Below are 25,480 nucleotides of genomic sequence, written 5' to 3' on the forward strand. Positions count from 1 at the left end.
GCTTAGCGGACTCCCTGCTCGCCGTGTACGGCGTCTCCGCGGTACGGCAGGAAGCCGACCTTGGAATAGACATCGGCCAGGGTGGCTGAGGCGATCCCGCGGGCCTTGTCCGCGCCGAGGGCCAACAGGCGGTCCAGTTCTGCCGGGTCCGCCAGGAGCTCGTTGGCCCGTTCCCGGATGGGTGCGAGGTGGGTGGAGACGAGCTCGGCGAGGTCCACCTTGAGGTGGCCGTACATCTTGCCCTGGTAGTCGGCCACGATCTTTTCCACGGGTGTGCCGCTGATGGCCGAGTAGATGGTCAGCAGGTTGGAAACACCAGGCTTGTTTTCGCGGTCGTAGCGGATCTCGGTTTCGGTATCCGTGACAGCGGACTTGATGCGCTTGGCCACTGTCTTGGGATCGTCCAGGAGGTTGATCAGCCCGGCCGGTGATTCGGCAGACTTGGACATCTTGGCCGTGGGGTTCTGGAGGTCGTAGATTTTGGCCGATTCCTTCTGGATGAAGGCTTCGGGCACCTGGAACGTCTCGCCAAACCGGCTGTTGAAGCGGTTCGCGAGGTCGCGGCTCAGCTCCACGTGCTGGCGCTGGTCTTCACCGACGGGCACGCCGTGCGGCTGGTAGAGCAGGATGTCCGCGGCCTGCAGGATGGGATACGTGAACAGGCCAACGCTCGCGTGGTCCGAGCCCTGCTTTTGTGCCTTGTCCTTGAACTGGGTCATGCGGGCAGCTTCACCCATGCCCGTGATGCAGTTCAGGACCCAGGCCAGCTGGGCGTGCTCAGGAACCTGGGACTGGACGAACAACGTGCACTTGTCCACGTCCACGCCGCCTGCAATGTACTGCGCGGCCGTAACACGGGTGCGGCGGGCCAGCTCGGCCGGATCCTGCGGCACGGTGATGGCGTGGAGGTCCGGAATGAAGAACACGGCGTCGTACTCGTCCTGCATCCGGACCCAGTTGACCAAGGCACCCAGGTAGTTGCCCAGGTGCAGGGAGTCAGCGGACGGCTGCATGCCTGAGAGAACGCGGTGCTTGGCGCCGACGGCCAGCTTGGTGGACGCTGCGGCGCGTTCTGTGGCCGCGGTGCCGGTTTCAGTCGTGATGGAACTGGTCATGGAGAAAATACCTTCGGAAGCTCAGAGCCGGTAGTCGACTACCAGCGGTGCGTGGTCAGAGAAGCGGGTGTCCCACGAAGGCGCCCGGTCAACAACGGCCGAGAAAGCGGCTGCTGCAAGGCCCGGGGTGGCCAGGTGGTAGTCGATGCGCCAGCCAGTGTCAGTGTCAAAGGCCTTACCGCGCTGGGACCACCAGGTGTAGGGGCCGGCGACATTTCCTGCCAGGCCCCTGTGGACATCCCTCCATCCGATCTCTTCGCCGAGGAAGCGGTCGAAGTATGCCCGCTCCTCGGGGAGGAAGCCGGCACGCTTGACGTTGCCCTTCCAGTTCTTGATGTCGAGTTCTGTGTGTCCGACGTTGAGGTCGCCAACCACCAAGGCATGATCGCTGTGCTTGGCGAGCTCGGGCAGCCTGACGGCCATGGCATCCAGGAAACGGAATTTGTCGTCCTGCTTGGGCGTCCCCACTTCGCCGGAGTGCACGTAGGCGCTGACGACGGAAAGAGTGGTGAAGTCGCCGGCAGCGGTCTGCACGGTGTAATCCGCCTCGACCCAACGGCCTGAGGTATCGAAATAGGAGTCGCCGATCCCGATGCGGGTAGCTGTGGGCTCCTGGCGGGAGGCGATGGCTACTCCGGCCCGGCCCTTGGCTTCAGCCTCGGTGTGGAGGATGTGCCACCCCTCGCCGATCAGCTTCCTGACGATGTCATCAGGGGCCCGCACTTCCTGCAAGCACAGGATGTCAACCTCGCGGGGCTCCAGCCATTCCGCCATGCCGTTCTTGTAGGCAGCCCGCAGGCCATTGACGTTGACTGATGCGATGCGAAGGAAATCCTTCTTCAATGCCGTACTCACCCGGTCCACTCTAGTCGATGATGGTTCCGGCTACAGGCTCCTCCGAGCCACCTGGGGACTTGATCATGTCCCGGGCGTTGGTGGCCGTGATGGCGATGGTTTCCAGTGCCCGGTTGATGGTGTCCTGGTCCGCAGCGGCTCCCTTGGCGCGTTCCTCGTCCACCACACGCACCTGCACCTGGACGATCTTGAAGGAGTGGTCCAACTTGAGGTCGCGGACTTCGTCTGCCTGGCTGCGTTCAGCGACCACGCGGGTGCCGCCATTGTCAGCAACACCCGACGACGGCGCGCGGCCGGTTGCGGAGTTGAATGCCGCTTGCGCTTCGCTCAGCTTCGCCCCGGCCCGCTGCGCGGCCTTGCGAATGCTCAGGACTACGAAGGTGGCCAGTGCCAGCCAGCCGAAGGCCACTGCGGCGACGACCCAGCCCACGACGTCGTTCTTGTTGGCCGCGAAGATGACGGCCACCAGGAAGGCGATGATGACGACAGTCATCCCCAGGCCGCCGATGCGGAAGCCCTTGAACATGCCTTTGCCGGCGGGGGACGTGGACGGGCGCGGGTCACCGAGAGATTGCATGGCTCTATTCTCTCAAAAGACCAATGGTGCCTGTGCCGGCTTCCACGGACGGCGAACACAGAGGCGTCATTTGAGGAACAGTTGGCGCAGCCGTCCGGTGGTCAACATGATCCCGAGCCCGATCATCACCACGTAATACCCCACGTGGATGGCCGTGGCAGGGCTGAACGAGCCCACGCTGATCTGCCGCAGCAACTCCACGCCGTGCCACAGGGGCATGGCTTGGATGAACCACTGGATGACCTGCGGGTAGACGCTCAGCGGGTAGAACGTGGCACTGAACAGGAACATGGGCAGCAGGAAGAAGTTGATCCAGTCCATCTGCTGGAAGGTCTTCATGAAACTGGTAATACCCATGCCGAAACTGGCAAAGCCGAAAGCGATCAACACCGATGCCGGGATGACCAGGATGGCCCACCAACTGGTAAGCAGCCCCATGACCCCCATGACGGCGGTGAACCCGGTGGCGTACAGCAGGCCCCGCAGCAGGGCCAGGAAGATCTCGCCGATGGCAACGTCCAGCGGCCCCAGCGATGTGTAGAGCATCCCCTGGTAGAGCTTGGCGAAGTTCATCTTGAAGAACACGTTCCAGGTGGAATCGTAGATGGCCCCGTTCATGGCCGAGACCGCCAGCAGGGCGGGCGCAATGTACGCCGCGTAGCTGATCTCTCCGCCTCCCGGGCCCTGCACGGTACCCACAATGGAACCCATCCCCACGCCCATGGCCAGCAGGAACAGCACCGGCTCGAAGAACCCGGACACCATCACCAGCCAAGTGCTCGACTTGGCCGCCATGAGCCCGCGTCCCACAACGGCCCGTGCGTTGCGGGAGTAGAGCGAGCCGAACTTCCGCTCGCGCGCAAGATCCGTGGCGCTGTGGCCACCTGTCAGGACACTCATGAGCCCATCCTTTTCACGAACTGGCGTCGGACAAGGACCCATCCAATGATGGCTGTCGCCAGCAGGAACACGACGTGTGTGATGGTCAGCAACGGGTCCTGGTCCATGCCGTAAGTGAAGACCCTGCCCAACTCCGTTCCGTGCCAAACAGGCGAGATCCATCCGATCCAGCGGACCGCCAGCGGCAAGGTATCAAGCGGGAAGAAGGTGCCGGAGAACAGGAACAACGGCATCACGATGAACCGCTGGACCAAGGCGAACTGCCCCTTGTCTTGGGTGATGCTCGCGGCGTAGGCCATCAACGGCAGCCCAAAAGACAATGCAGACACTGTGGCAACAAGGGCCGACACCCAACCCCACGGGCCCGGTGCGGCACCGAACAAGGCCACCACCACGAAGTAGACCACCGATTGCAGCAGGAACCGGACCGTGCTGGCCATGATGTGGCCACTGGCGATCTGCTGCGGTATCAACGGTGAAGCATGCGGACCGTAGAACACCCGGCGCCATTTGAAGCCGTCCATGATGGGGTACGAGAACTCTCCCGACGCCGTCATCACCGCTGCGGAAACCAACAGGGCCGGAGCCACGAACTCCAGGTAGCTGACGCCGCCGAACGCTGCCTCGCTGTTCGCGTCCACCAAGCTGGCGAGCCCAACCCCCATGGCGAACAGGTACGCCACCGGCTGGCCTACGCTGTAAAGGACCACGGACCAGCCGTAATTGCGCATGACGCGGAGCACCTGTTCCGCATAGAAGAAGGAACCCCAGCGTCGTGCCCTGGCAGCCGAAACCTCAGGTGAGTGGGCCGGCAACGGCTGCGCCGCCGTCGTGAGCGGTTTACCCGGTGAGTCAGTCAACAAGGCTCCTTCCGGTCAGCCGCAGGAACACGTCCTCCAGCGATGAACGGCGCACCAGCGACGTCATGGGCCGCAGCCCACGCGACGTGACCTGCTCCAACGCGGCCTCGCCGTCGTGCGCGTAGATGAGCACGCGGTCGGGCAGCGTCTCCAGCCGCTCACCGATGCCTTGGAGTTCGACGCCGATTGTTGCGTTCCGCTCGGACCCGAACCTGAGTTCGAGTACTTCGCGCGAGGAGTGCTCGCGGATCAGGTTGGCCGGCGACCCTTCGGCCATGATCCGCCCCTTGTCCACCACGATCAGCCGGTCGCAGAGTTGCTCGGCCTCGTCCATGTAGTGCGTGGTGAGGATCAGCGTCACTCCACTCTCCTTGAGCCGGAAAAGCCTGTCCCAAAGGATGTGGCGGGCCTGCGGGTCAAGGCCTGTGGTGGGCTCATCGAGGAGGAGGATCCGTGGCTCGTTGATGAGCGACCGCGCGATGGTGAGCCGCCTTTTCATGCCACCGGACAGCGCATCCACCTTCGAGTTGGCTTTGTCCGTCAGCTGCGCGAATTCCAGGAGCTCGTCGGCTTTGGGCCGCAGGTAGCTCAGCGGGAGCCCGAAGTAGCGCCCGTACACGATCAGGTTTTCGCGGACCCGTAGTTCCTCGTCCAGGTTGTCCTGCTGCGGGACCACGCCCAGGTGCGCCCTCACCTCCGGGCCATGTGACTCGGGGTCCAGGCCCATGATGTTGAGCGAGCCGGAGGTGCGCTGGGAGACACCGCCGATCATCTTCATGGTGGTGGACTTCCCGGCACCGTTGGGCCCCAGAAGGCCGAAGGACTCCCCCGCGGGTACGTCGAAGGAGATGTTGTCCACGGCGGTGAGGTCACCATAGGCCTTGGTGAGGTTCCGGGCGCTGATGACGGTTTGCGGGTTCATGTCGGGGTTGGTTCGCGACGATTCTGATGGTGTCAGGGACTGTGTCGAGGAGCGGATGGCTTCATTGTGCACCCTCAGCAGACTAGTAGCGCCAGGGAATATGTGAAAGGGCTCTTGCAGATATTCCTGCAAGAGCCCTCTCGTTTCAGTTTGGCGGCTGGTCAACTGCCCGGCTGCGAGCGCAACACCTCCAGCCGCTGGCGGAACTCGGTCTCATCGATCTCGCCGCGGGCGTAGCGCTCCCGCAGCACCCCCTCGGCGCCTTGGGTTGCGGCCCAGTGGTGGTTGCGGCGCCACGTACGCCGGCCCACAAAGATGAACAGGCCGATCACGATGATCCAGAACAGCGGGAAGATGATGAAGAACGGCCAGAACGGTCCGTCGCCCCACGGTCCGTGGGTGGCGACGGCGGCCGGCAACTGTGCCACCGCTCCCCCAAGCGTGGTGGTCTCCCCGACGATTGACGTCAATGCGGTGAACATGTGTTTGATCCAAACTCTGCGTCGCCGGTGCCCGGCGTGAACCGTCTTTCGGCTCTGGTTTGAGTCTGCCCGGGAGCGGCAGGTGGGGCGTCCGCCGTCGGGAGTCACCTTGCCGCGGCCGCCTACTCCCGGCGGAGTCCCGCCCGGGGGTCAGCTGCTCCAGCCCGGTTTCACCAGGCCTGATTCGTAGGCAAGGACTACCAGCTGGGACCTGTCGCGGACCATCAGCTTGGTCATGATGCGCGAAACATGGGTCTTGGCGGTGAGCGGTGTGATGAAGAGGCGTTCGGCGATTTCGGCGTTGTTCAGGCCCTCGCCCACCAGGGCCAGGACCTCGCGTTCGCGCTCGGTCACCTGGTCCAGCGGGACCACCTTGCCGGCAGCGCGGCTCTGGGACGCCAACTGGGCCATGATCCGCCGGGTCACCGACGGGGAGAGCAGCGCGTCTCCATCGTGCACCACCCGGACGGCCCGGATGAGCTCAGCCGGTTCCGTGTCCTTGACCAGGAAGCCTGCGGCGCCGGCCCGCACGGCTTCGGCAATGTACTCATCCAGCTCGAAGGTGGTGAGGATGATGATGCGCGTGCCGGCCATGGCAGGATCGCCCAGGATTGTGCGGGTGGCGGTGAGGCCGTCGTCGTCCGGCATGCGGATGTCCATGAGGATGACGTCGGGCCTGTCCCGGGCCGCGGCGCGGACAGCCTCGCGGCCGGTGCCTGCCTCACCCACCACCTCCATGTCCGGTTCGGCATCCAGGAGCGCCCGGAAGCCCGCCCGGATGAGGGTCTGGTCGTCGGCCAGGAGGATGCGGATCATGGGCGGGTTCCTTCGTGATGTGTCGGCAAGGTCGCTTGGACTCGCAAGCCTGGCTCAAGGCTGTGAAGCGTAAACGAGCCGCCCAAGGCGACCGCCCTCTCACGCATGCCCGTGAGGCCGTTGCCGGGGAGCGCGCCACCCATGCCCGCGCCGTCGTCGTCAATGGTCACCTCCAGCTCCCTGTCGGTTTGGGCAATGCGTACGACGGCGGACCGGGCGCCTGAGTGCCTGCCGACGTTGGTGAGTGCTTCCTGGATGATCCGGTAGGCGGCTTCCTGCTGGGCGGGGCCAACACCTGGGTGGTCGGCATTGTCCTCCAGCGTGACCCGAAGACCACCGACCTGCGCGTTTCGCACCAACTCGGGGACACGGGCCAACGTGGGCCGTGCGGCGGGAGCCAGCGGGACGTCCTCGCGCAGCACGCCCAGGAGCTGGCGTACCTCGGTGAGTGATTCTTTACTGGCGGCCTTGATGGCTTCGAGGGCGGGCCTGAGCTTTTCCGGATCATCAGCACCGACGTGCAGGGCCACGGATGCTTGGACGTTGATCATGGAAAGGGAATGGGCCACGACATCGTGGATATCCCGGGCCAGGGTGAGCCTGTACTCGTCGCGTTCCGCCTTCTGCGCTTCCTCGCGGCGACGACGATATTCGGCGAACCGTTCGCTCCGCCGTCGGAAGCCCTGCCCCAACAGGACCAGGATCGCGGCCCACGCGACCCCCGCGGACGCACGCACCGGCCAGTTCTCGTCGCCCGTCATTGCCGACCCGGCGATGACCGCCGCAGCCGCGATTGCGGCGCCTGCCCACGCCTGCCACCGCAGTCCGGCAGCTGCCGTGAGCACGATTGCCAGCGCCAAGGACAAAACGATCGGCCCCCAGGCGTAACCCAACACCAAATAGGCCCCGGTGGCGACGAGACCGAGCGGAAGCATCACCTGGGGAGCGCGTTTCCGGAGGGCCAACCCGGCCGGGCCAGCCAGGAGCAGCAGGATCGCCAGCCCGTCCAAAGGCCGGGGCGCATCCTGGTGGCCTGCGGAAAACAGCGTCCCCACAACCTGGACCACAGCGACCGTGATGACAATGAAACTTGTGGGCGGGCCTGCGAAACGGCGGGGGCCTGCGATGGGCGGTGGCCCCGGACGCCGTGTGGGCTCAGGGGAACGGGGCTGCATACTCAGAGCCTAGCCGTGGTTGTTGTGCGGCGTCGTCGGGTTAACGGAGCAGGGCGCCTACTCCGTGGGGAGTAGGCGCCCTGCTGTGTTCGCGGGAACGCTGTGCTCGCGGAACCTTAGGCGATTCCGGCCTGGCGTTCGGCGCTCTCCACCACGTTGGCGAGGAGCATGGCCCGGGTCATCGGGCCCACGCCGCCCGGGTTCGGGGACAACCAGGCCGCGACGTCGGCAGCTGCCGGGTCCACGTCTCCGGTGACAACAGCCTTGCCGTTGCCGTCGTCCACGCGGCTGACGCCGACGTCGAGCACTATTGCGCCCGGCTTAAGGTCTTCGGCCTTGATCATGTGCGGCACACCGGCGGCAGCAATCACGACGTCGGCCTGCTTGATTTCAGCGGGCAGGTCCACTGTCCCGGTGTGGGCGAGGATGACGGTTGCGTTGACTTCCTTGCGGGTAAGCAGCAAACCGATCGGGCGGCCGATGGTGACACCGCGGCCGACCACCAGGACGCGCTTGCCCTTGAGCTCGATGTTGTGGCGGCGCAGCAGTTCCACACAGCCCTTGGGGGTACAAGGCAGCGGGGACTTCATCTCGCCGTTGACGTTGGCCACCAGGCGGCCAAGGTTCATGGGGTGCAGGCCGTCGGCGTCCTTGTCCGGATCCATGGCCTCGAGGATGACGTCCTGGTCGATGTGCTTGGGCAGCGGAAGCTGAACGATGTAGCCGGTGCATTCCGGGTTGTCGTTGAGCTCGCGGACAACCTCCAGCAGGTCCTCCTGGGAGATGTCCTCAGGAAGGTCGCGGCGGATGGACTGGATGCCAACCTCGGCGCAGTCCTTGTGCTTGCCGCCCACATACCAGGTGCTGCCGGGGTCGGAACCCACCAGGATGGTGCCCAGGCCCGGAACAATTCCCTTGGCAGCGAGGACGGAAACGCGGGTGGTCAGTTCTGCCTTGATGGCTGCGGCGGTGGCCTTGCCGTCGAGGATCTGTGCGGTGGACTGTGTCATTCCATCTGCTCTTTCTGGTGGGTGACCTGTTGGCTCATGCCAACGGGACCCACCGCCGTAGATATGGCGGCGGATCCCGTCGGCTCCGGTTCAATGCCCGGGTAATGCGTGTTCAGCCTTAAAGGGGCTGGTTACCACTGCTCGTGCTGCGGGTACAGCGGGAAGTCGGCGGCGAGCTTGTCGACGCGGGCCTGGAGGGCTTCTACGTCCGTAGCCGAGCCTGCCTTGAGCGCCGTGGCGATGATCTCCGCAACCTCGGTGAACTCAGTGGCACCGAAACCGCGGGTAGCCAGGGCGGGCGTACCGATGCGGAGGCCGGAGGTGACCATCGGCGGGCGGGGGTCGAACGGAACAGAGTTGCGGTTCACGGTGATGCCAGCCGAGTGCAGGAGGTCTTCGGCCTGCTGACCGTCCAACTGCGAGTTGCGCAGGTCAACCAGGACCAGGTGCACATCGGTGCCGCCAGTGAGCACCGAGACGCCGGCCTCGGCAACATCGGACTGGTTCAGGCGGTCAGCGATGATCTTTGCGCCCTCGAGGACGCGCTCCTGGCGCTCCTTGAACTCCTCGCCGCCGGCGATCTTGAACGCAACAGCCTTGGCTGCGATCACGTGCATGAGCGGGCCGCCCTGCTGGCCCGGGAAGACGCTGGAGTTGAGCTTCTTGGCCCACTCCTGCTTGCCCAGGATCACACCGGACCGGGGGCCGGCCAGGGTCTTGTGGACCGTGGAGGTGACGACGTCGGAGTACGGCACCGGGCTGGGGTGCAGTCCTGCTGCAACGAGGCCGGCGAAGTGCGCCATGTCCGTCCAGAGAAGCGCGCCAACCTCGTCGGCGATGGAGCGGAAAGCAGCGAAATCGAGGTGGCGGGGGTACGCGGACCAGCCGGCAATGATGACCTGCGGCTTCTCGGCGATGGCCTGCTCACGGAGCTTGTCCATGTCGATCCGGAAGTTGTCTTCTTCAACCTGGTATGCCGCTACGTTGTAGAGCTTGCCGGAGAAGTTCAGCTTCATGCCGTGGGTCAGGTGTCCACCGTGAGCCAGGGACAGGCCCAGGATCTTGTCGCCCGGGGTGATCATGGCCGAAAGGGCGGCGGCATTGGCCTGAGCACCGGAGTGCGGCTGGACGTTCGCGTACTCTGCGCCGAAGAGTTCCTTGACGCGGTCGATGGCGAGCTGCTCGGCGACGTCGACGTATTCACAACCGCCGTAGTAGCGGCGGCCCGGGTAGCCCTCGGCGTACTTGTTGGTCAGGACAGAGCCCTGGGCTTCCATGACGGCGCGGGGAGCGAAGTTTTCGGACGCAATCATTTCCAGGGTGCCGCGCTGGCGGCCAAGTTCCTGGTTGAGGACTGCTGCGATCTCGGGATCGAGATCGGCGAGCGACTGGTTGCTGACAGACGCGGAAGTGGTTGTGGTAGTCACGGAGATCTCCTGGCTAGGCAACGGTGGTGCTACAGGTCAGGCTACCGGCAGCAGCATTCCCGCGTCCCGTAAATTACAGAGGGATTGGTCACGTGCGTGCAGCGGTAAGACATGACCCTCGGCCCAGGCGTACGATCCGTGGTCTTCATGATTGCCGCTCCCTGGTGGTAGTCCACCCAACGCCAGTTGCGACCCGTTAACAGTACAACAAGGCAGCACAGGTAGGCTTGATCGTGTGACTGAATCCACCGCTTTCGTAGTAACACTGTCCTGCCCTGACCGCCCCGGCATCGTTCATGCGGTAGCCGGCGCCTTGCTCGAGGCGGGATGCAACATCGCTGACTCCCAGCAATACGGAAGCCCCAGCACCGGCAACTTTTTCATGCGTGTGGAGGCAACGACGTCGAGCACGCAGGCGGAACTGACAGCCGCGCTGCAGCCGGTGGCTGAATCGTTCGGGATGACGTGGCAGATCAATCCCGTCGGGCAAAAGGTGCGCACCCTGATCCTGTGCTCCAAAGACGCCCACTGCCTGAACGACCTCCTGTTCGCACAGCGCGCCGGGACGTTGCCCATTGAGATCCCGGCCATCGTGTCCAACCACCGTGACCTGGAGTCCCTTGCGGAGTTCTACGGCATCCCGTTCCACCACATTCCCGTGACGGCCGATACCAAGGCAGACGCCGAGGCCGCGCTGCTCAAGCTCATCGCCGAACACGATGTTGAACTCACGGTCCTGGCCCGTTACATGCAGATCCTCTCCAATGACCTGTGCAAGGAGCTGAACGGCCGGGCCATCAACATCCACCACTCCTTCCTCCCGTCCTTCAAGGGCGCCAAGCCTTACCACCAGGCCCATGCCCGCGGTGTGAAGATCATTGGCGCCACGGCCCACTATGTGACAGCCGACCTGGATGAGGGCCCGATCATCGAGCAGGAAGTCATCCGCGTTGACCACGCCCGTACGGCGGAGCAGTTCGTCCAGATGGGCCGGGACGTCGAGGGCCGTACGCTGGTGCAGGCGGTGCAGTGGCAGGCCGAACACCGCGTGCTGCTCGATGGCACCCGGACCGTAGTGTTCAACTAAGGGCCCGCCGCGCCCAACTAAGCTGGGCGCATGGCTCCTTCCTACACGTTCGCCGGGGACACCCCGGACATCCATGAATCTGCTTTTGTGGCACCCACTGCGTCCATCATTGGCAAGGCCACGCTGGCCGAGGACTCCAGCGCCTTCTACGGCGTCTCCGTCCGCGCTGACACTGCCGCCATCAAGGTCGGCGCAGGGTCCAATCTGCAGGACAACGTAGTCCTCCACGCCGACCCCGGGTTCCCCTGCACCGTGGGCGAGCGCGTCTCCGTCGGCCACAGCGCTGTGGTCCATGGCTGCACTGTGGAGGACGACTGCCTGATTGGCATGAGCGCCACGATCCTGAACGGCGCCGTGATTGGTACCGGCTCCCTTATTGCCGCCGGTGCCGTCGTATTGGAGGGCACGGTCATTCCCCCGCGCTCACTTGTGGCGGGTGTCCCGGCGAAGGTCCGGCGGGAACTGACGGACGACGAGTTTGAGGGCGTCAAGCACAACGCAGCCCACTACAAGGAACTCGCGGCGGCGCACCGGGACATGCACTCGGCTTAAACGCGAATGCGAGGCCCGCTCTACGCGCCAACCAAGGGTTTTGGCGCGTAAAGCGGGCCTCGCAACAGAGCCTAATCCAGGCTGATCGGACCGAGCTCATCCAAGAGGTCACCCGGGCCCGGGTTGCCGGCAACGGACGAACCGCCGAGGTGGTTCACCACGCCCCACACAGCGTTGAGGCCGGTGGTCACAGCTCCTTCGGCCCAGCCCGCAGTGAAGGACACGTCATCCCCGGCAAGGAAGATGCCGCGCTGGTGCTCGGGCAACTTGTCCTGCTTGAAGTGCGTGAAAAGCCGCTGCTGGTACCGGTAGTGCCCGGGCAGGTTGGCTTTGAAGGCGCCCATGAAGTTGGGATCCGCCTCCCAAGACACGGTGATGGGTTGGCCAACGATGTGGCTCGCGATGTCCACGCCCGGGTAGATCTGCTCCAAGGAGTGCAGCATCAGCTTCACGCGTTCCTCGGCGCTGAGCGCCAGCCACTTCAGGGCATCGTCGTTCCAGGTGTAGGACAGGAGGATGACAGCGGGCTTGTCCGGGCCGTCGTCGAGCAGGTACGTGGCCCGGTTGAGGCGGTCGGTGAGTGTCATCGACAAAACTTCGCGCCCGGTCTCCGGGTCGATGTCCTTCCAGAACGGCCGGTCCACCATGACGAACGTCTTGGACGACTGCATGTAGTGCGAGCGCTCGATCGCCGTCCACAGCTCGGCCGGGAACAGCGCTTCCTCGGTGTGGATGCGCGTCGACAACAGCCACGACTGGCAGGTGGTCACTACGGCCTGGTACGTCGCTTCGCGTCCCCAGTTCTCCCGGACCAGGAGGTCGCCGTTTTCTGCGCGGCGGATGTTGTCCACCGCTCCGCGCGGCGAGCCGGAGTGCAAGGACGAAAGGGACGTTCCTTCCGGCCAGTGCTTAATGCCCGACGGCGCGTGGTTCCAAAGTGCCTCGGGGAGCCTTTGCGCTCCTCCCGCGATGGAGCGGTGCTGATCGTCGGCGTCGGTGTAAACAACCCGGAGGATTTCGAGGATGGAGTTGGGGAAGTCCGTGTCCCAGCCGCCGGTGCCGAAGCCCACCTGGCCGAACGCTTCACGGTGGGCGAAGCCGGCTTCCTTGAAGGACTTACTGGCAGCGATGAAGCCGTAGAAGGTCTGCTCGTCCAGTTCCGGCAGGAGCGCGTTCCACAGCTCCTTGATCCGCCGGGTGTCGCGGGCCTTGATGGCTTCTTGCATTTCGGCGAAGGCCGCGCCGTCGTTCACTGCGGCCTTCCAGGCATCGGCGACTTCACGGAAGAACTCCGGCAGCTCATCAGCGGTGGTGGCGTAGTGCTTCTTGCCGGCGAGCTCAATGACGGTGCTGGACGTGGCCGGGGCCATGGGGTTGGGGAAGTCGTTGGTGTCCAGGCCCAGCAGGTCCACGTAGTGGTAGAACGCCTTACCCGAGACCGGGAAGCGCATGCCGCCAAGGTCGGCTGTGACGCCCGGGGCGGACGGGAAGCTGGCTGTCCTGAGACGGCCACCGATCTGGTCGGCCTCGTAGATGACCGGTTTGAGGCCGAGCTTCATCAGTTCATAGGCAGTGACCAGTCCGGACAGGCCGGCACCGATGATGGCCACTTCGGTGCCGTACAGCTCTTCTGGAACGGAGCCCAGCCCGTCCGGGTGGGCCAGGTAGTGGTCGTAGCTGAAGGGGAAGTCCGGATTCAGCATGGTGATCGGTGCTTCTCCGGGCGCTCCGGCGTCATCGACGTGAGGGAGTTCGGTGGCAATGGTCATGGGTTGACTGCTTTCACAGGTTCCGGGCGGACGGCCCTGGTGGTCATTTCACGGTAGTCCTGCTCACTGAGCGCGGCTACCTTGGAGTTCCGGCGTCCATAGCCGAAGTAGATGGCGATGCCCACCAACATCCATACGCCGAATGTCACCCAGGTGTCGGCGCCGAGGTTGAGCATCAAGTATGCGCACATCAGGGTGCCCAGTATCGGCGTGATGGGGTACAGCGGAACCCGGAAGCTGCGCTCAAGGTCGGGGCGGTTGCGCCGGAGGTAGATGACGGCGACATTGACCAGGGCGAAAGCGAAGAGCGTGCCGATGCTGGTGGCGTCGGCCAGGGCCCCGAGCGGGACAAGCCCGGCGGTGAGGGCGACGACTGAGCCGATGATCAGGGTCCCGGCCACCGGGGTGCCGGTTCGGCGGGAGACGCGGCCAAAGACCTTGGGCACCATGCCATCGCGGGACATGGACAGCATGATGCGAGTCTGTCCGTAGAGGACGGTGAGAACGATGCTGGCGATCGCCAGGACGGCACCCACCGAGAAGACCAGTGCAATCCACGGCTGGCCGGTGATTTCGTGGAGGATCTGAACCAGTGCGGCTTCGGTCCCATCGAACCAACCCCAGGGACGGGCTCCGATGGCGGCGACGGAAACCAGGACATAGATGCTGGTGACGATCACCATGGAGAGCAGGATGGCGCGGGGAAGGTCACGTTTGGGGTTCTTGGCTTCCTCGCCGGCGGTGGAGGCGGCATCAAAGCCGATGTAGGAGAAGAAGACGCTCGACGCTGCGGCAGAAACACCGGCTGCGCCCATGGGCATGAGCGGCTCGAAGTTCCCTGCGTTGAAGGCAGTGAAGGCCACAGCGCAGAAGAAGATCAGGATACCCACCTTGATGATGACGATTGTGGTGTTGATCCAGGCGCTTTCCCGTGCACCCCGCACCAGCAGGATCATGGCAAGCACCACGATGATCAGCGCGGGGAGGTTGAGAACGCCCCCATCGCCCGGGGGCTGGCTGATGGCATCAGGCAGGACCTGCCCAAACGCTGCCAACGTCTCATTGACGTACTGCCCCGCACCCACGGCTACAGCTGCGACAGAGACCGCATACTCCAGCACCAGGCACCACCCGCAAATCCAGGCCATGCCCTCACCCATGGTGGCGTAGGAATATGAATAGCTGGATCCTGCCACGGGGACGAGGCCGGCCATTTCGGCGTACGAAACAGCTGAGAGGAGCGCGGCCACGCCGGCGATGACGAAGGAGATCCAAATGGCCGGTCCCGCCAACGGCACGGATTCACCCAGGATCACCAGGATGCCGGTGCCAAGCGTGGCACCAACACTGATCATGGTCAGCTGGAGTACGCCGAAGCTGCGGACCAACGGCGTACCGCCCTCGCCGCCTCCGGCTTCATCGACCATCTGGCCGATGGGCTTGCGGCGCAGGAGCTGCGCACCGAGGCTCGGCCTCGTCACGCTCACCGCCGCTTCGTTTTCGGTGTTCACAGGCACGGTCACCCTTGACGTCCCTTCAAAGTAGTTTCGATTTCCCCTCCACAAGACTGGCATGTGAGCCACCTCTCACTGCGGTGCAAAATGACCTATAGTGTTCAACCATGAGACGTAATGCACAGTATCAAGGGGCAGCCCCGGCCGCCCTTTCCGGACAGGTCACCGTAGACCTGTCCGCAATTTCAGACAATGTCCGGTCCTTGAAAGAGCGCAGCGAAGCGCCCTATTTCATGGCCGTCGTGAAGGGCAATGCCTATGGTCACGGACTCGTGGAAGTGGCCCGCGAAGCCATTGCGGCGGGCGCGGACTGGCTGGGAACCGCCCAGCTCACCGAAGCCATCGCGCTACGGCAAGCAGGAGTCACCGTCCCCATCCTTTCCTGGCTCTATCTGGCATCCCAGACAAGCGCCACCATTCTTGAAGCCCTCGAAAACGACGTTGATGTTTCGCTTGGAAGCGTCGGCCAACTGGAGGTGCTGGTAGGCATCGCTGGACGCCTTGGCCGGCCCGCCGTCGTGCATTTGGAGCTTGACAGCGGCCTCAGCCGCGGTGGCGCGCGAAAGGAGGATTGGGCCGAACTGGTGGCCCGGGCGCGGGAGGCCGAACTCGACGGGACCCTGCGCGTTCGCGGCCTCTGGACCCACCTGGCCTGGGCCGATGTTCCCGCGCACCCCGGCAACGCCACCGCCGTCGCCGAGTTCGAAGACGCGGTACGTCAGGCCCGGGAAGCCGGGCTCACCCCCGATCTCCGGCACGTGTCCAGCTCCGCCAACATCCTGGACCGGCCCGAATTCCACTTCGACATGGTCAGGGCAGGGCTGGCCATCTACGGCCTCGCCCCCGCCGACCACCTGAACCCGGCAGACTTCGGGCTGCGTCCCGCACTCAGCGTCACTGCCCCGCTGGTGATGGTCAAAAAAGTCCCGGCCGGCACCGGCGTGAGCTACGAACACCAGGCCATCACCTACGAACCCCGCTACCTCGGACTGATCCCGCTCGGCTACGCGGACGGCATCCCCAAAGGCATCAGCGGACGCTCGGTGGTGAATATCGCAGGCCGCGCCGTACCGGTGATCGGCAAGGTCTGCATGGACCAGTTCATGGTCGACCTGGGCCCGGACGCCACCGGAATCGACGTCGGTGATACAGCTGTGCTGTTCGGGGACCCTGCCTGCGGGGCGGCGAGCGCCGACGATTGGGGCGCCGCAATCGGCAGCCACGGGGACGAAATCATCAACAGGATCGCCCCTCGCCTGCCGCGGGCCTACGCCACAGCCGCTTACCAGTGCCCCGACTACCAGGAGCCGGCTGCCGCCGGGCCGGGCAATGTCGCCTGAGCCCGCCACCGCCCGCCTGAGTTTCGTCACGCTGGAACAGTTCCTGGAGCAACTGCCGCCGGAGTTGAAAATGCTTCACGACGGCGGCAGCGGCTCCTCGCTGCTGCGATGGGTGGAACCGAGTGAGCTTGAGGACCCCACGCCCTACCTGCCCGAGGGCGAGTTCCTCCTGACTGCCGGGCTGCCTTTCCTTGGGGAGGGCGGCTCGGCGGAGAAGGTTGACGCCTACGTCCAGCGGCTGGTGGAAGCGAAGGTGGCGGCACTTGGATTCGGGATCAGGCCCTATTTCGACGGCGTTCCTGACGTGCTGCTGGACGCTTGCCGCAGGCACAACCTCACCCTGTTCGAGGTGCCCGAATCCGTTCCCTTCGCGGCGATCGGCTTGGAGTTCTCGCAGCTCCTGGAAAGCGACAACGCACGGGTGTTCCGCCATCTGGCCGACACCAACCGACAACTCATGCGGGCCGTCCTCTCCCCCAGGCCCGAACACGAACTGCTCGCCGCACTCGTGCAGCGGGTGCCGGTGTGGGCCGTGCTGGTGGGCGCGGACGGACGGGTCCGGGCGCGCGGGCACAATGCCGGCGGCAGCACCGGCGTCGAACATTCCCTCCTGGAACCGATGCTGGGCAGGTTGCTGTCCGGAAGCGGGCCGCGGGTGGAGATGGACGGCTTCGAACAGCCGGGGTCGGCACTGGTGTTCGGGCATCCGCTGCGCAGCACCAAGGACGCGAACCTGGGTGCCTTGATCCTCGGCTCGGACACGCCCCTGACCCCTGCGCAGAACAACGTTGTGCAAGCTGCGGTGGGGTTGCTGGAGCTGCTGGTGAGGCAGCGGACCAGCGGCTCCCTCGCCCCGAGCCAATTGGCCACAGCGGTCCTCCTGCACCCGGAATCGCTGGCCACGGGCGGGACCAAGCATGTCAACGGTTTGAAGGACCTGCTTGCGCAGAGCCTGTCCTCCACGCGATCCGCGCAAATGCGGGTTGTGCAGGGGGTCCGGGTGGACGGCGCGGCGGATGAAGGGCCCGTGCGGGAGCTGCTGCAATGGAGGCGGCTGTTCGACACCAAACTCGTGGAGATTACCGACTATGGTTTCGCGGCCATCACCCGGCTGCGCGTTGACGATTCCTTGCTGGCAGATGTCGAGAAACTCGGTTGGCGGCTGGTGATCGGAGAGCCAACGGAACTGACCGGGCTCACGGCAGCGTACCAGCGGGCAAGCTCGTTGCGGAGCCGTGTCGTGACAAGCGGTGTAAGTGCCCGCGTGGATGAGATTTCGTGGACCGTGGCTGGTCTCTTGGGTCGTGATGCGGGAACCATGTTGGCGTCACGGCTGTTGTCTCCCGTGCTGTCGCTGGAGCCGGACCGCAGGGACCCGCTGTTGAGCGTCCTGCGCGGCTGGCTCAGTGAAAATGGCAGCTGGGACGGTTCGGCCAAACTCCTGGGACTGCACCGCAACAGCGTGCGTCGCCAGATCGGCGTCCTCGGGGAACTCCTGGAGATGGACCTCAACCAGGCACAGGTACGGGCCGAGTTGTGGTTTGCGCTGCAGTACGTGGACGATCTCCTGACAGCGGGCGCCACCGCTTCAGATTAGGCTCAACCCTATGGAAACCTTGGCTGTCATAGCGGTGCCGATCGCCCTTGCCCTCGGCGTCGTTTGGAGAAGCTTCCGCCAAAAGAGGAAGGCGAAGGACAAGCCACCCGCCCACAGGGGGACGTTCCAATCCCAGCGTGGCCGGGTTTACCGGGACGGCGGTACGTACAGGAACGCCAACCCGAGTGACGGCACAGGCGGGGGCTACTAGTCCGCGCGGCTGCCTACAGGTGGGGCGCATCGCAAAGCGCACTTTTCCGGATGCTGGGCGTCCGTCTATCTAGCCGCAGCAAACAGTTTCGTAATACGATAGACCGCATGGAACGAAAGATGCACGGACGTGAGGTTTCAGATACTGAGATCGACCAATGGGCTGACGAGGCCGAAGCCGGTTTCGACGTCAAGGAACTGAAGGCACGAATGGGGCGGCCTGCCCGGGGCGCCGAGGCCTCGCAGGTGGTTCCAGTTCGACTGACAGTCGACGAATTGGCTGCGGTCATGGCTCGAGCCGAGCGCGAGCACCTGAACCGGTCCGAGGCATTCCGGGCCGCCCTCGCGGCTTGGGCAAACGCAGCGTGATTGCGCGCAGCTCCGCACGCAAGCATGGGATCAGTACCGAGGACGGCATCGAGGCAGCGACCTGGCCCTTGGTTTCAGTTCCGCTTGATGACGAGGATCCGCGGCGGTTCCTCCGTCTCGGCTTCGATACGCACGGTCGGCTTCTGGAACTCCTCGTGCTGGTATGGGACGACGAGAGTGAAGAACTGATCCACGCCATGAAATGCCGGCCTCAATACCTCGAGTTGCTCGCCTAGGGGCAAGCCATGGATAAGTTGCTGCCTACCGAGGGCATCACAGACGAACTTCAGTGTTCCCAGCTGCCATAAAGGTCCGGCCGTCGTTCGCGCAGGTATGGGACTTCGTCCCGTGCCGCCTTAACGGCTTCCGTGCCCACCTCGGCGAACAGCAGCGTCGCGGACTCCCCCGCGGCGGCAAGCAACGAGCCGTCCGGTCCGGCCACCACGCTGCCGCCCAGGAAGTTGTAGACGTCCTCGTGTCCGGAGTGGTTGGCGTAGGCCACGTTTAACTGGCTTTCCAAAGCGCGGGCCCGGATGAGGACCTGCGGGACGTTCTCGAATCCGGCGGACAGGGCTGTTGGCACGAGCAGAAGCTCGGCACCCCTGGTTGCTGCGGCCCTGACGGCTTCCGGGAATTCGACGTCGTAGCAGATCAGCATCGACGTCCGGATTCCATTGAAATCCACGACGGCGGGAGGTTCTTTGGCGCCGACGAACGCCTTGTGTTCATCCTGGCCAAAAAGGTGGACCTTGGCGTAGTTGAGGACCTCTGAGCCGGTTGCGTCCAGCAAAGTAGCCGTGATGTTCCAGGCGCCATGAGTTGCAGGCGACTCTGCGCCGTCGTGCGTTTCCTGGCCCGACGCTACGGCAGGAAGGCTGTAGACCAAGCCAATGCCGTGGGACTGCGCAATCGCCGCCAGCCGTGCGCGGATGCCTGGCAGCGTGGCGGGATCAAGTTCAGCATGGAGCCGCAGTGGTGCGTATCCAACGGGAAACAGCTCCGGCGTGAGGAGCAGCCCGGCACCGGCGTGGGCGGCTCGCTGCGCGGCGTCGTCGATGGTGCGCAGGTTCGCTTCGACATCCATGACGGAAGCGTTGGCCTGCAGGACGGATAGCAGCATCATTACCACCTAGGTTTTCGCTAAATCCCGGAGGCTCATCTCAAGGCCGGGAAGTTTCTTGATTCAAGCCTAGGCCGGGACCCGTCCTGATGATTGAGGCAATTGGACCCGCACACTTCCAAAATGGGACGCATTGCCCGCCCCCGTCGCGTTGTGAGGCCCGCTCTGCACGGTATGGCGCGCACTAACCCTGCAAACCGGGCCCCGCAATGCTTAGAGGGCTTCACAAGGGGTACATAGCAATTGCTCTTGTGTTGGAGTATCTCGGTGAAAGTTGACTCACTGTGTTCACTTCTTGACTACAAGGATGCTTGTGGGGCAATCTTCTTGTCATGCCCGCTACACAGCGCTCAACGAAGAGCCACCCTCGAAAACCCGGCTCGCAGTCGGCGCTCCGCCACCTTAATCAACAGCGCATCATCGAGTGCTTGCTGAGCGGGCCATCCACGCAGGCAGAGCTCTCGCGTCAGACCGGGCTCTCAACGGCAACGGTGTCCAACATCGTCAAAATCATGCAGGACGCCGGCTTGGTCTCGACGGAACCCACCACCAGTTCCGGCCGCAGAGCCACCAACGTGAGGCTGAACAGCAACGGTGCGGTCGCCGTCGGAATCGACTTTGGGCGCCGCCACCTTCGGGTGGTCCTGGCGTCACTGGGCTATCACGTCATTGCCGAGGATTACATCGAACTGCCGCTGGGTCACCAGGCAGAGGAAGGCATCGAAGCGGCCGTCCAACTGCTGGAAAAACTGCTCCGCGAAAACGGTATCGACCGCACTGCCGTGGTGGGAGCGGGCGCCGGCATTCCAGGACCAATCGACCGGCGCACAGGCACCGTGGCCCAAGGTGCCATCCTGCCTGAATGGGTGGGCATCGACATCCTCCACCGGCTGGAGGAAGCACTCAATTGCCCCGTATTCGTTGATAACGACGCGAACTTGGGCGCGCTGTCCGAAGTGACATGGGGACCGCACAGCGGCGTCTCCAACCTGATGTTCCTCAAGATCGGATCCGGCATCGGCGCGGGCCTGATCCTGAATGGATTTCCCTATTACGGCAACGTGGGAATCACCGGGGAGATCGGCCACGCAACCATCCACGAGCATGGACTGGTGTGCCGGTGCGGGAACAGGGGTTGCCTCGAAACGATCGCCTCCACAACCACCATGATCGAGTTGCTGGGGCGTGGGCAAGAGTCGCTCCTGACACCCCAGGATATTGTCCGCAATTGCCTCGCCGGGGACTCCGCGACGCAGCGGGTGGTGGACGACGCCGGGCTGGCGGTCGGCCGCGCTTTGGGCAACGTATCCAACCTGATCAACCCGGAGGTGATCGTGGTGGGTGGTCCTCTCGCGGGGCTCGGTGACCTGCTGCTGGACCCTATCCGCCGCGGACTCGTCAGGCACGCAGTGCCCGTTGTGGGCGAGACGACACATCTGGCCATGTCCTCGCTGGGGGCACGTGCAGAGGCACTCGGAGCGGCCGCTTTGGTGTTCCAACACGCGGGTATTACTGGCAGGTAACGAAATCGTTAGCTGGATGATGCGTTCAAGTCTTGACGACAAGCCGGGTGATCCAGTTTACTTTTTCATCAGACAGCTCCGCCGTTTGCGGGGCCGACAACGAAGTCATGCATTGGAGGCGTAAGGGCTGATGACATCCCTCGACACGCAAGGTGATCCCGTCCTTTTGGAGATGCGTTCGATCACGAAGGAATTCCCGGGCGTGAAGGCATTGTCCAATGTGAGCCTCCGGGTGATGGCTGGCGAAATCCACGCCATCTGTGGTGAAAACGGAGCAGGGAAATCCACCCTCATGAAGGTCCTCTCCGGCGTTTACCCTTATGGGAGCTACACGGGCGACATCGTGTACCAAGCCGAGACGCAGCAGTTCAAGGACATCCGTGCCAGCGAGGCCGCAGGCATCGTGATCATCCACCAGGAACTGGCACTGATCCCGGAACTGTCCATCATGGAGAACATCTTCCTGGGCAACGAGCCCACCAAGTGGGGCGTCATTGACTGGGCCGAAGCCCGCAAGCGTTCCTTGGAACTGCTGGCCCGCGTAGGCCTGCGGGACGACCCCGATACCCCCATCAAGGAAATCGGCGTCGGCAAGCAGCAGCTCGTGGAAATCGCTAAAGCGCTGAACAAGTCGGTAAAGCTCCTGATTCTGGACGAACCAACGGCGGCGCTGAACGAATCCGACTCACAGCACCTGCTCGACTTGATCCTTGGCCTGAAGGGCAAGGGCGTCACCTCGATCATCATTTCCCACAAGCTCAACGAGATCGAACAGATCGCCGATGAGATCACCATCATCCGCGACGGCAAGTCGATCGAGACTTTGAACGTCAAACGCGACGGCGTGGACGAAGACCGCATCATCAAGGGCATGGTGGGCAGGACGCTTGAGTCCCGCTTCCCGGACCACGAGCCCAAGATCGGCGAAGTCTTCTTCGAGGTCAAGGACTGGACCGTGGGCCACCCGCAGATCCAGGAACGCCTGGTCTGCAAGGGCTCCAACTTCTACGTACGGCGCGGCGAGATTGTCGGCTTCGCCGGCCTGATGGGTGCGGGGCGGACCGAACTGGCCCGTTCCCTGTTCGGCCACTCCTACGGCCGCTTCATCAAGGGCCAGGTCTATAAGGACGGCAAGCCGGTGAACCTCCGCAGCGTCAAGCAGGCGATCGACGCTGGACTCGGTTACGTCACCGAGGACCGCAAGTCCCTGGGCCTGAACCTGTTGGATGACATCAAGACCACCACTGTGGCAGCGGCGCTGGACAAGATCAGCAACTACTCGGTGGTGGATACCCGCAAGGAGTTCTCCGTCGCGGAGGAATACCGCAAGTCACTGCGCACCAAGACCCCCTCGGTTGAGGAAGGCGTAGCCAAGCTTTCCGGTGGTAACCAGCAAAAGGTGGTGCTGGCCAAGTGGATGTTCACCGATCCGGACCTCCTGATCCTGGACGAACCCACCCGCGGAATCGACGTGGGCGCCAAGTACGAGATTTACGGCATCATCCAGAGGCTCGCGAACCAGGGCAAGGGAGTGATTGTCATTTCCTCTGAGCTTCCTGAGCTCCTGGGCCTGTCCGACCGTATCTACACCATCTTCGAAGGCGCCATCACAGGCGTCCTGGACAAGAACGAAGCAGACCAGGAAAGCCTCATGAAACTCATGACTTCCGCCCGCAAGACCGCCTGACCCGTTGGCCCAGACTTACCCCTTCCTGACACAAGGACCAAAACAATGAACGCGCTCAAGAAGCTATTTGGTGGCAATACCCGCCAGTTCGGCATGATCTTCGCCCTGGTGGCACTTATCGTCTTCTTCCAGATCTTCACCGAGGGACGCACGCTCACCCCCGGCAACGTGATCAACCTGTTCAACGGCAACTCCTACATCCTGATTCTGGCCATCGGCATGGTGCTGGTCATCATCGCCGGCCACATTGATCTTTCTGTGGGCTCGGTAGCCGCTTTCGTGGGCGTCTTCGTGGCTCTCGCGATGCGGGACTGGGGATTCCCCTGGTGGGTCGGGGTGCTCTTCGGCCTGTTCCTGGGCGCGGTGATCGGTGCCTGGCAAGGGTTCTGGGTGGCCTACGTGGGTATACCTGCCTTTATCGTGACACTGGCCGGCATGTTGCTTTTCCGTGGCTTCAACCAGTTCGTGGGCAAGTCCAACACCATTCCAGTCCCCAAGGAATTCCAGTTCATTGGCTCGGGGTACCTTCCCGAGGTTGGGCCGAACACCGGCTTCAACAACCTCACATTGCTTATTGGCCTGGTAGCCGTCGCATTCGTGATCATCATGTCCCTGCGTGCCCGTGCCGCCGCCAAGGCCCTTGGCGCCGAAGTTCCGGAGCTCTGGGTTGAGGTCACCAAGCTGGTCCTGATCTGTGGCGCCATTCTTTACGCAACGTACCTGTTCGCCACAGGCCGTCCCGGGACCTCCTTCCCCATCCCCGGCCTGATCCTGGCTGTCCTGGTCCTCATCTACGGCTTCATCGCCGACAAGACCGTCCTCGGCCGCCACGTCTACGCGGTGGGTGGCAACCGCCACGCAGCGGAACTGTCCGGTGTGCAGTCCAAGAAGGTCAACTTCATGGTCATGATGAACATGTCCATCCTTGCTGGCCTGGCCGGCATGATCTTCGTAGCCCGCTCTACCGCATCGGGTCCGTTCGACGGCGTCGGTTGGGAACTGGATGCCATCGCCGCAGTCTTCATCGGTGGCGCTGCCGTCACCGGTGGTGTTGGTACGGTTATCGGCTCGATCGTCGGTGGCCTGGTGATGGCTGTCCTGAACAACGGCCTCCAGCTCCTCGGCGTTGGCGCCGACCTCACCCAGATCATCAAGGGCCTGGTGCTCCTGGCCGCCGTGGCCTTCGATGTCTACAACAAGTCCCAGGGCAAGCGCTCCATCACCGGACTGTTGATGAAGAACTTCCAGCGCAACAACGAGCTCAAGCCCGAAGAAGCCACCTCCACCAAAGAGGTCATTTCCAAGGAAGCCTGACCGGTTTCCGCACGACTCGCTCCACCCCACCCACACAGAAAGTGAACCAAGATATGCGAATGTTTGGTAAAGCAGGAAAGGCAGCAGCAGTCGCTGCCATCGCGGCACTGGCGCTGACGGCCTGCGGCCGCACTGACAGCGGCTCAAGCAGCAGCACAGCTGGCGGGGAAGCGTTCCCCAAGGACTCGCTGATCGGCGTCGCACTTCCGCAGAAGACCAGTGAGAACTGGGTCCTGGCGGAGAAGCTGTTCAACGACGGCCTCACCGGCGCCGGCTTCAAGGCCGACGTCCAGTTCGCCAACGGCGGCGTGTCCGAGCAGCAGAACCAGATCAGTGCCATGGTCACCAAGGGTGCCAAGGTGATCATTGTGGGTGCCATCGACGGCGCCCAGCTGGGTACGCAGCTCAAGCAGGCCAAGGATTCCGGCGCAACGGTCATCGCTTACGACCGCCTGCTCCTGAACACCGAGAACGTGGACTACTACGTGGCCTACGACAACTTCAAGGTTGGTGTCCTCCAGGGCCAGGCCCTGCTGGACGGCATGAAGGCCAAGAAGCCGTCCGGCCCGTACAACATTGAGCTCTTCGCCGGTTCCCCCGACGACGCCAACGCCAAGGTCTTCTTCGACGGCGCCATGAGCGTCCTGAAGCCGAAGATGGACGATGGCACCCTGAAGGTAGTTTCCGGCCAGACCTCGTTCGAGCAGGCTGTTACCCAGGGCTGGAAGGCTGAAAACGCCCAGCGTCGCGCTGACACGCTGCTCACCGGCAGCTACGGCACCGCTTCACTGGACGGCGTCCTGTCCCCGAACGACACCCTGGCCCGTGCAGTGCTGACGTCCGTCAAGGCCGCCGGCAAGCCGCTCCCCGTTGTCACCGGCCAGGACTCCGAAGTTGAGTCCGTCAAGTCGATCATGGCTGGCGAGCAGTACTCCACCATCAACAAGGACACCCGCAAGCTCGTTGAGCACGCCATCACCATGGTGAAGGACCTCCAGGCAGGCAAGCAGCTGGAGATCAACGACAAGGACTCCTACAACAACGGCGTCAAGACCGTTCCGGCATTCCTCCTGCCGCCACAGATCGTGACCAAGGAGAACGTCAAGACGGCTTACGTTGACGATCCGGTATTGGGCCCGATCACCAAGTAACACCTCTTTACAGCAAGCCCGGTCCGCCAAACAGGCGGGCCGGGCTTTTGCTTTGCAACCCACGCTTTGCCAACACGCTTTCACAGCCCACACATAGCTTCGGCTGGT

25 protein-coding genes are annotated in these 25,480 nt (G+C 63.7%); 11 read left to right on the plus strand and 14 right to left on the minus strand.

Going from position 1 to position 25,480, the window contains the following annotated elements; all coding sequences use genetic code 11:
- Positions 1-2: 2 nt before the first annotated feature.
- The 11 genes from trpS to glyA form a co-directional block, all read right to left on the minus strand.
- The gene (gene trpS / locus NEK97_RS04490) at positions 3-1,115 is read right to left on the minus strand and encodes a tryptophan--tRNA ligase (RefSeq protein ID WP_235519221.1); all 1,113 of its coding nucleotides are present in this window, start codon (positions 1,113-1,115) and stop codon (positions 3-5) included.
- Between the two features lie 21 nt (positions 1,116-1,136).
- Positions 1,137-1,970: an exodeoxyribonuclease III gene (locus tag NEK97_RS04495; RefSeq protein ID WP_235519220.1), complete on the minus strand. Its 834-nt coding sequence runs from the start codon at positions 1,968-1,970 to the stop codon at positions 1,137-1,139.
- A 10-nt stretch (positions 1,971-1,980) separates the two neighbouring features.
- Complete coding sequence (locus NEK97_RS04500; RefSeq protein WP_235519219.1) at positions 1,981-2,547, minus strand: hypothetical protein; 567 nt, start codon at positions 2,545-2,547, stop codon at positions 1,981-1,983.
- Between the two features lie 66 nt (positions 2,548-2,613).
- Positions 2,614-3,447 carry an ABC transporter permease gene (locus NEK97_RS04505; RefSeq protein WP_235519218.1) on the minus strand — a complete coding sequence of 278 codons (834 nt, stop codon included), beginning with the start codon at positions 3,445-3,447 and terminating at the stop codon, positions 2,614-2,616.
- Positions 3,444-4,307: an ABC transporter permease gene (locus tag NEK97_RS04510; protein WP_257368741.1), complete on the minus strand. Its 864-nt coding sequence runs from the start codon at positions 4,305-4,307 to the stop codon at positions 3,444-3,446. The genes NEK97_RS04505 and NEK97_RS04510 overlap by 4 nt, the downstream gene beginning before the upstream one ends.
- Entirely contained in the window at positions 4,300-5,229 is a 930-nt protein-coding gene (locus NEK97_RS04515) for an ABC transporter ATP-binding protein (RefSeq protein WP_257368742.1), read from the minus strand. Before NEK97_RS04515 ends, NEK97_RS04510 begins: the two co-directional genes overlap by 8 nt.
- Before the next feature lie 161 nt (positions 5,230-5,390).
- The gene (locus NEK97_RS04520; RefSeq protein ID WP_235519214.1) at positions 5,391-5,711 is read right to left on the minus strand and encodes an SHOCT domain-containing protein; all 321 of its coding nucleotides are present in this window, start codon (positions 5,709-5,711) and stop codon (positions 5,391-5,393) included.
- Between the two features lie 150 nt (positions 5,712-5,861).
- Positions 5,862-6,527 (minus strand): response regulator transcription factor, encoded by a 666-nt coding sequence (locus NEK97_RS04525; RefSeq protein ID WP_257368743.1) that lies wholly within the window; start codon positions 6,525-6,527, stop codon positions 5,862-5,864.
- Entirely contained in the window at positions 6,524-7,702 is a 1,179-nt protein-coding gene (locus NEK97_RS04530; RefSeq protein WP_257368744.1) for a sensor histidine kinase, read from the minus strand. Before NEK97_RS04530 ends, NEK97_RS04525 begins: the two co-directional genes overlap by 4 nt.
- 116 nt (positions 7,703-7,818) lie before the next feature.
- Positions 7,819-8,712 (minus strand): bifunctional methylenetetrahydrofolate dehydrogenase/methenyltetrahydrofolate cyclohydrolase, encoded by an 894-nt coding sequence (locus NEK97_RS04535; protein ID WP_257368745.1) that lies wholly within the window; start codon positions 8,710-8,712, stop codon positions 7,819-7,821.
- Positions 8,713-8,843: 131 nt separating this feature from the next.
- Positions 8,844-10,139, minus strand: coding sequence for a serine hydroxymethyltransferase (glyA, locus tag NEK97_RS04540; protein WP_257368746.1), 1,296 nt, complete (start codon positions 10,137-10,139; stop codon positions 8,844-8,846).
- 235 nt (positions 10,140-10,374) lie between these two features.
- On the opposite strand from glyA, the gene purU reads away from it, so the two are divergent.
- Both purU and NEK97_RS04550 read left to right on the plus strand, forming a co-directional pair.
- Positions 10,375-11,226 carry a formyltetrahydrofolate deformylase gene (gene purU, locus NEK97_RS04545; protein WP_257368747.1) on the plus strand — a complete coding sequence of 284 codons (852 nt, stop codon included), beginning with the start codon at positions 10,375-10,377 and terminating at the stop codon, positions 11,224-11,226.
- Between the two features lie 30 nt (positions 11,227-11,256).
- A complete protein-coding gene (locus NEK97_RS04550) occupies positions 11,257-11,778 on the plus strand; it encodes a gamma carbonic anhydrase family protein (protein WP_257368748.1) in 522 nt (173 codons plus the stop codon).
- 71 nt (positions 11,779-11,849) lie between these two features.
- Here the strand turns inward: NEK97_RS04550 and NEK97_RS04555 are convergent, their stop codons facing one another.
- Positions 11,850-13,547: an NAD(P)/FAD-dependent oxidoreductase gene (locus NEK97_RS04555; protein WP_257368749.1), complete on the minus strand. Its 1,698-nt coding sequence runs from the start codon at positions 13,545-13,547 to the stop codon at positions 11,850-11,852.
- A complete protein-coding gene (locus NEK97_RS04560; protein WP_257369018.1) occupies positions 13,544-14,974 on the minus strand; it encodes an amino acid permease in 1,431 nt (476 codons plus the stop codon). Before NEK97_RS04560 ends, NEK97_RS04555 begins: the two co-directional genes overlap by 4 nt.
- Positions 14,975-15,168: 194 nt before the next feature.
- Here NEK97_RS04560 and alr point away from each other — a divergent pair, with 194 nt between their 5' ends.
- The 5 genes from alr (at position 15,169) to NEK97_RS04585 (ending at position 18,813) form a co-directional block, all read left to right on the plus strand.
- Positions 15,169-16,401, plus strand: a complete 1,233-nt coding sequence (gene alr / locus NEK97_RS04565; protein WP_257368750.1) for an alanine racemase — start codon at positions 15,169-15,171, stop codon at positions 16,399-16,401.
- Complete coding sequence (locus NEK97_RS04570) at positions 16,391-17,998, plus strand: PucR family transcriptional regulator (protein ID WP_257368751.1); 1,608 nt, start codon at positions 16,391-16,393, stop codon at positions 17,996-17,998. Before alr ends, NEK97_RS04570 begins: the two co-directional genes overlap by 11 nt.
- 10 nt (positions 17,999-18,008) lie before the next feature.
- Positions 18,009-18,209, plus strand: a complete 201-nt coding sequence (locus tag NEK97_RS04575; RefSeq protein WP_257368752.1) for a hypothetical protein — start codon at positions 18,009-18,011, stop codon at positions 18,207-18,209.
- Between the two features lie 107 nt (positions 18,210-18,316).
- Entirely contained in the window at positions 18,317-18,577 is a 261-nt protein-coding gene (locus tag NEK97_RS04580) for a ribbon-helix-helix protein, CopG family (protein ID WP_257368753.1), read from the plus strand.
- On the plus strand, positions 18,574-18,813 hold the full coding sequence (locus NEK97_RS04585) for a hypothetical protein (RefSeq protein WP_257368754.1): 240 nt from the start codon (positions 18,574-18,576) through the stop codon (positions 18,811-18,813). Before NEK97_RS04580 ends, NEK97_RS04585 begins: the two co-directional genes overlap by 4 nt.
- Before the next feature lie 50 nt (positions 18,814-18,863).
- Here the strand turns inward: NEK97_RS04585 and NEK97_RS04590 are convergent, their stop codons facing one another.
- On the minus strand, positions 18,864-19,700 hold the full coding sequence (locus NEK97_RS04590) for a carbon-nitrogen hydrolase family protein (RefSeq protein ID WP_257368755.1): 837 nt from the start codon (positions 19,698-19,700) through the stop codon (positions 18,864-18,866).
- 329 nt (positions 19,701-20,029) lie between these two features.
- On the opposite strand from NEK97_RS04590, the gene NEK97_RS04595 reads away from it, so the two are divergent.
- The 4 genes from NEK97_RS04595 to NEK97_RS04610 all read left to right on the plus strand — a co-directional run bounded on the left by NEK97_RS04595 (position 20,030) and on the right by NEK97_RS04610 (position 25,372).
- On the plus strand, positions 20,030-21,220 hold the full coding sequence (locus tag NEK97_RS04595; protein ID WP_235519187.1) for an ROK family transcriptional regulator: 1,191 nt from the start codon (positions 20,030-20,032) through the stop codon (positions 21,218-21,220).
- A 130-nt stretch (positions 21,221-21,350) separates the two neighbouring features.
- Entirely contained in the window at positions 21,351-22,907 is a 1,557-nt protein-coding gene (gene mmsA, locus NEK97_RS04600) for a multiple monosaccharide ABC transporter ATP-binding protein (protein WP_257368756.1), read from the plus strand.
- A gap of 45 nt (positions 22,908-22,952) precedes the next feature.
- Positions 22,953-24,221: a multiple monosaccharide ABC transporter permease gene (mmsB, locus tag NEK97_RS04605; RefSeq protein ID WP_257368757.1), complete on the plus strand. Its 1,269-nt coding sequence runs from the start codon at positions 22,953-22,955 to the stop codon at positions 24,219-24,221.
- A gap of 53 nt (positions 24,222-24,274) precedes the next feature.
- A complete protein-coding gene (locus NEK97_RS04610) occupies positions 24,275-25,372 on the plus strand; it encodes a sugar-binding protein (protein ID WP_257368758.1) in 1,098 nt (365 codons plus the stop codon).
- The last annotated feature ends 108 nt before the right edge of the window (positions 25,373-25,480 follow it).

The sequence above is a fragment of the Paenarthrobacter sp. UW852 genome (assembly GCF_024608385.1).
Classification (GTDB): domain Bacteria; phylum Actinomycetota; class Actinomycetes; order Actinomycetales; family Micrococcaceae; genus Arthrobacter.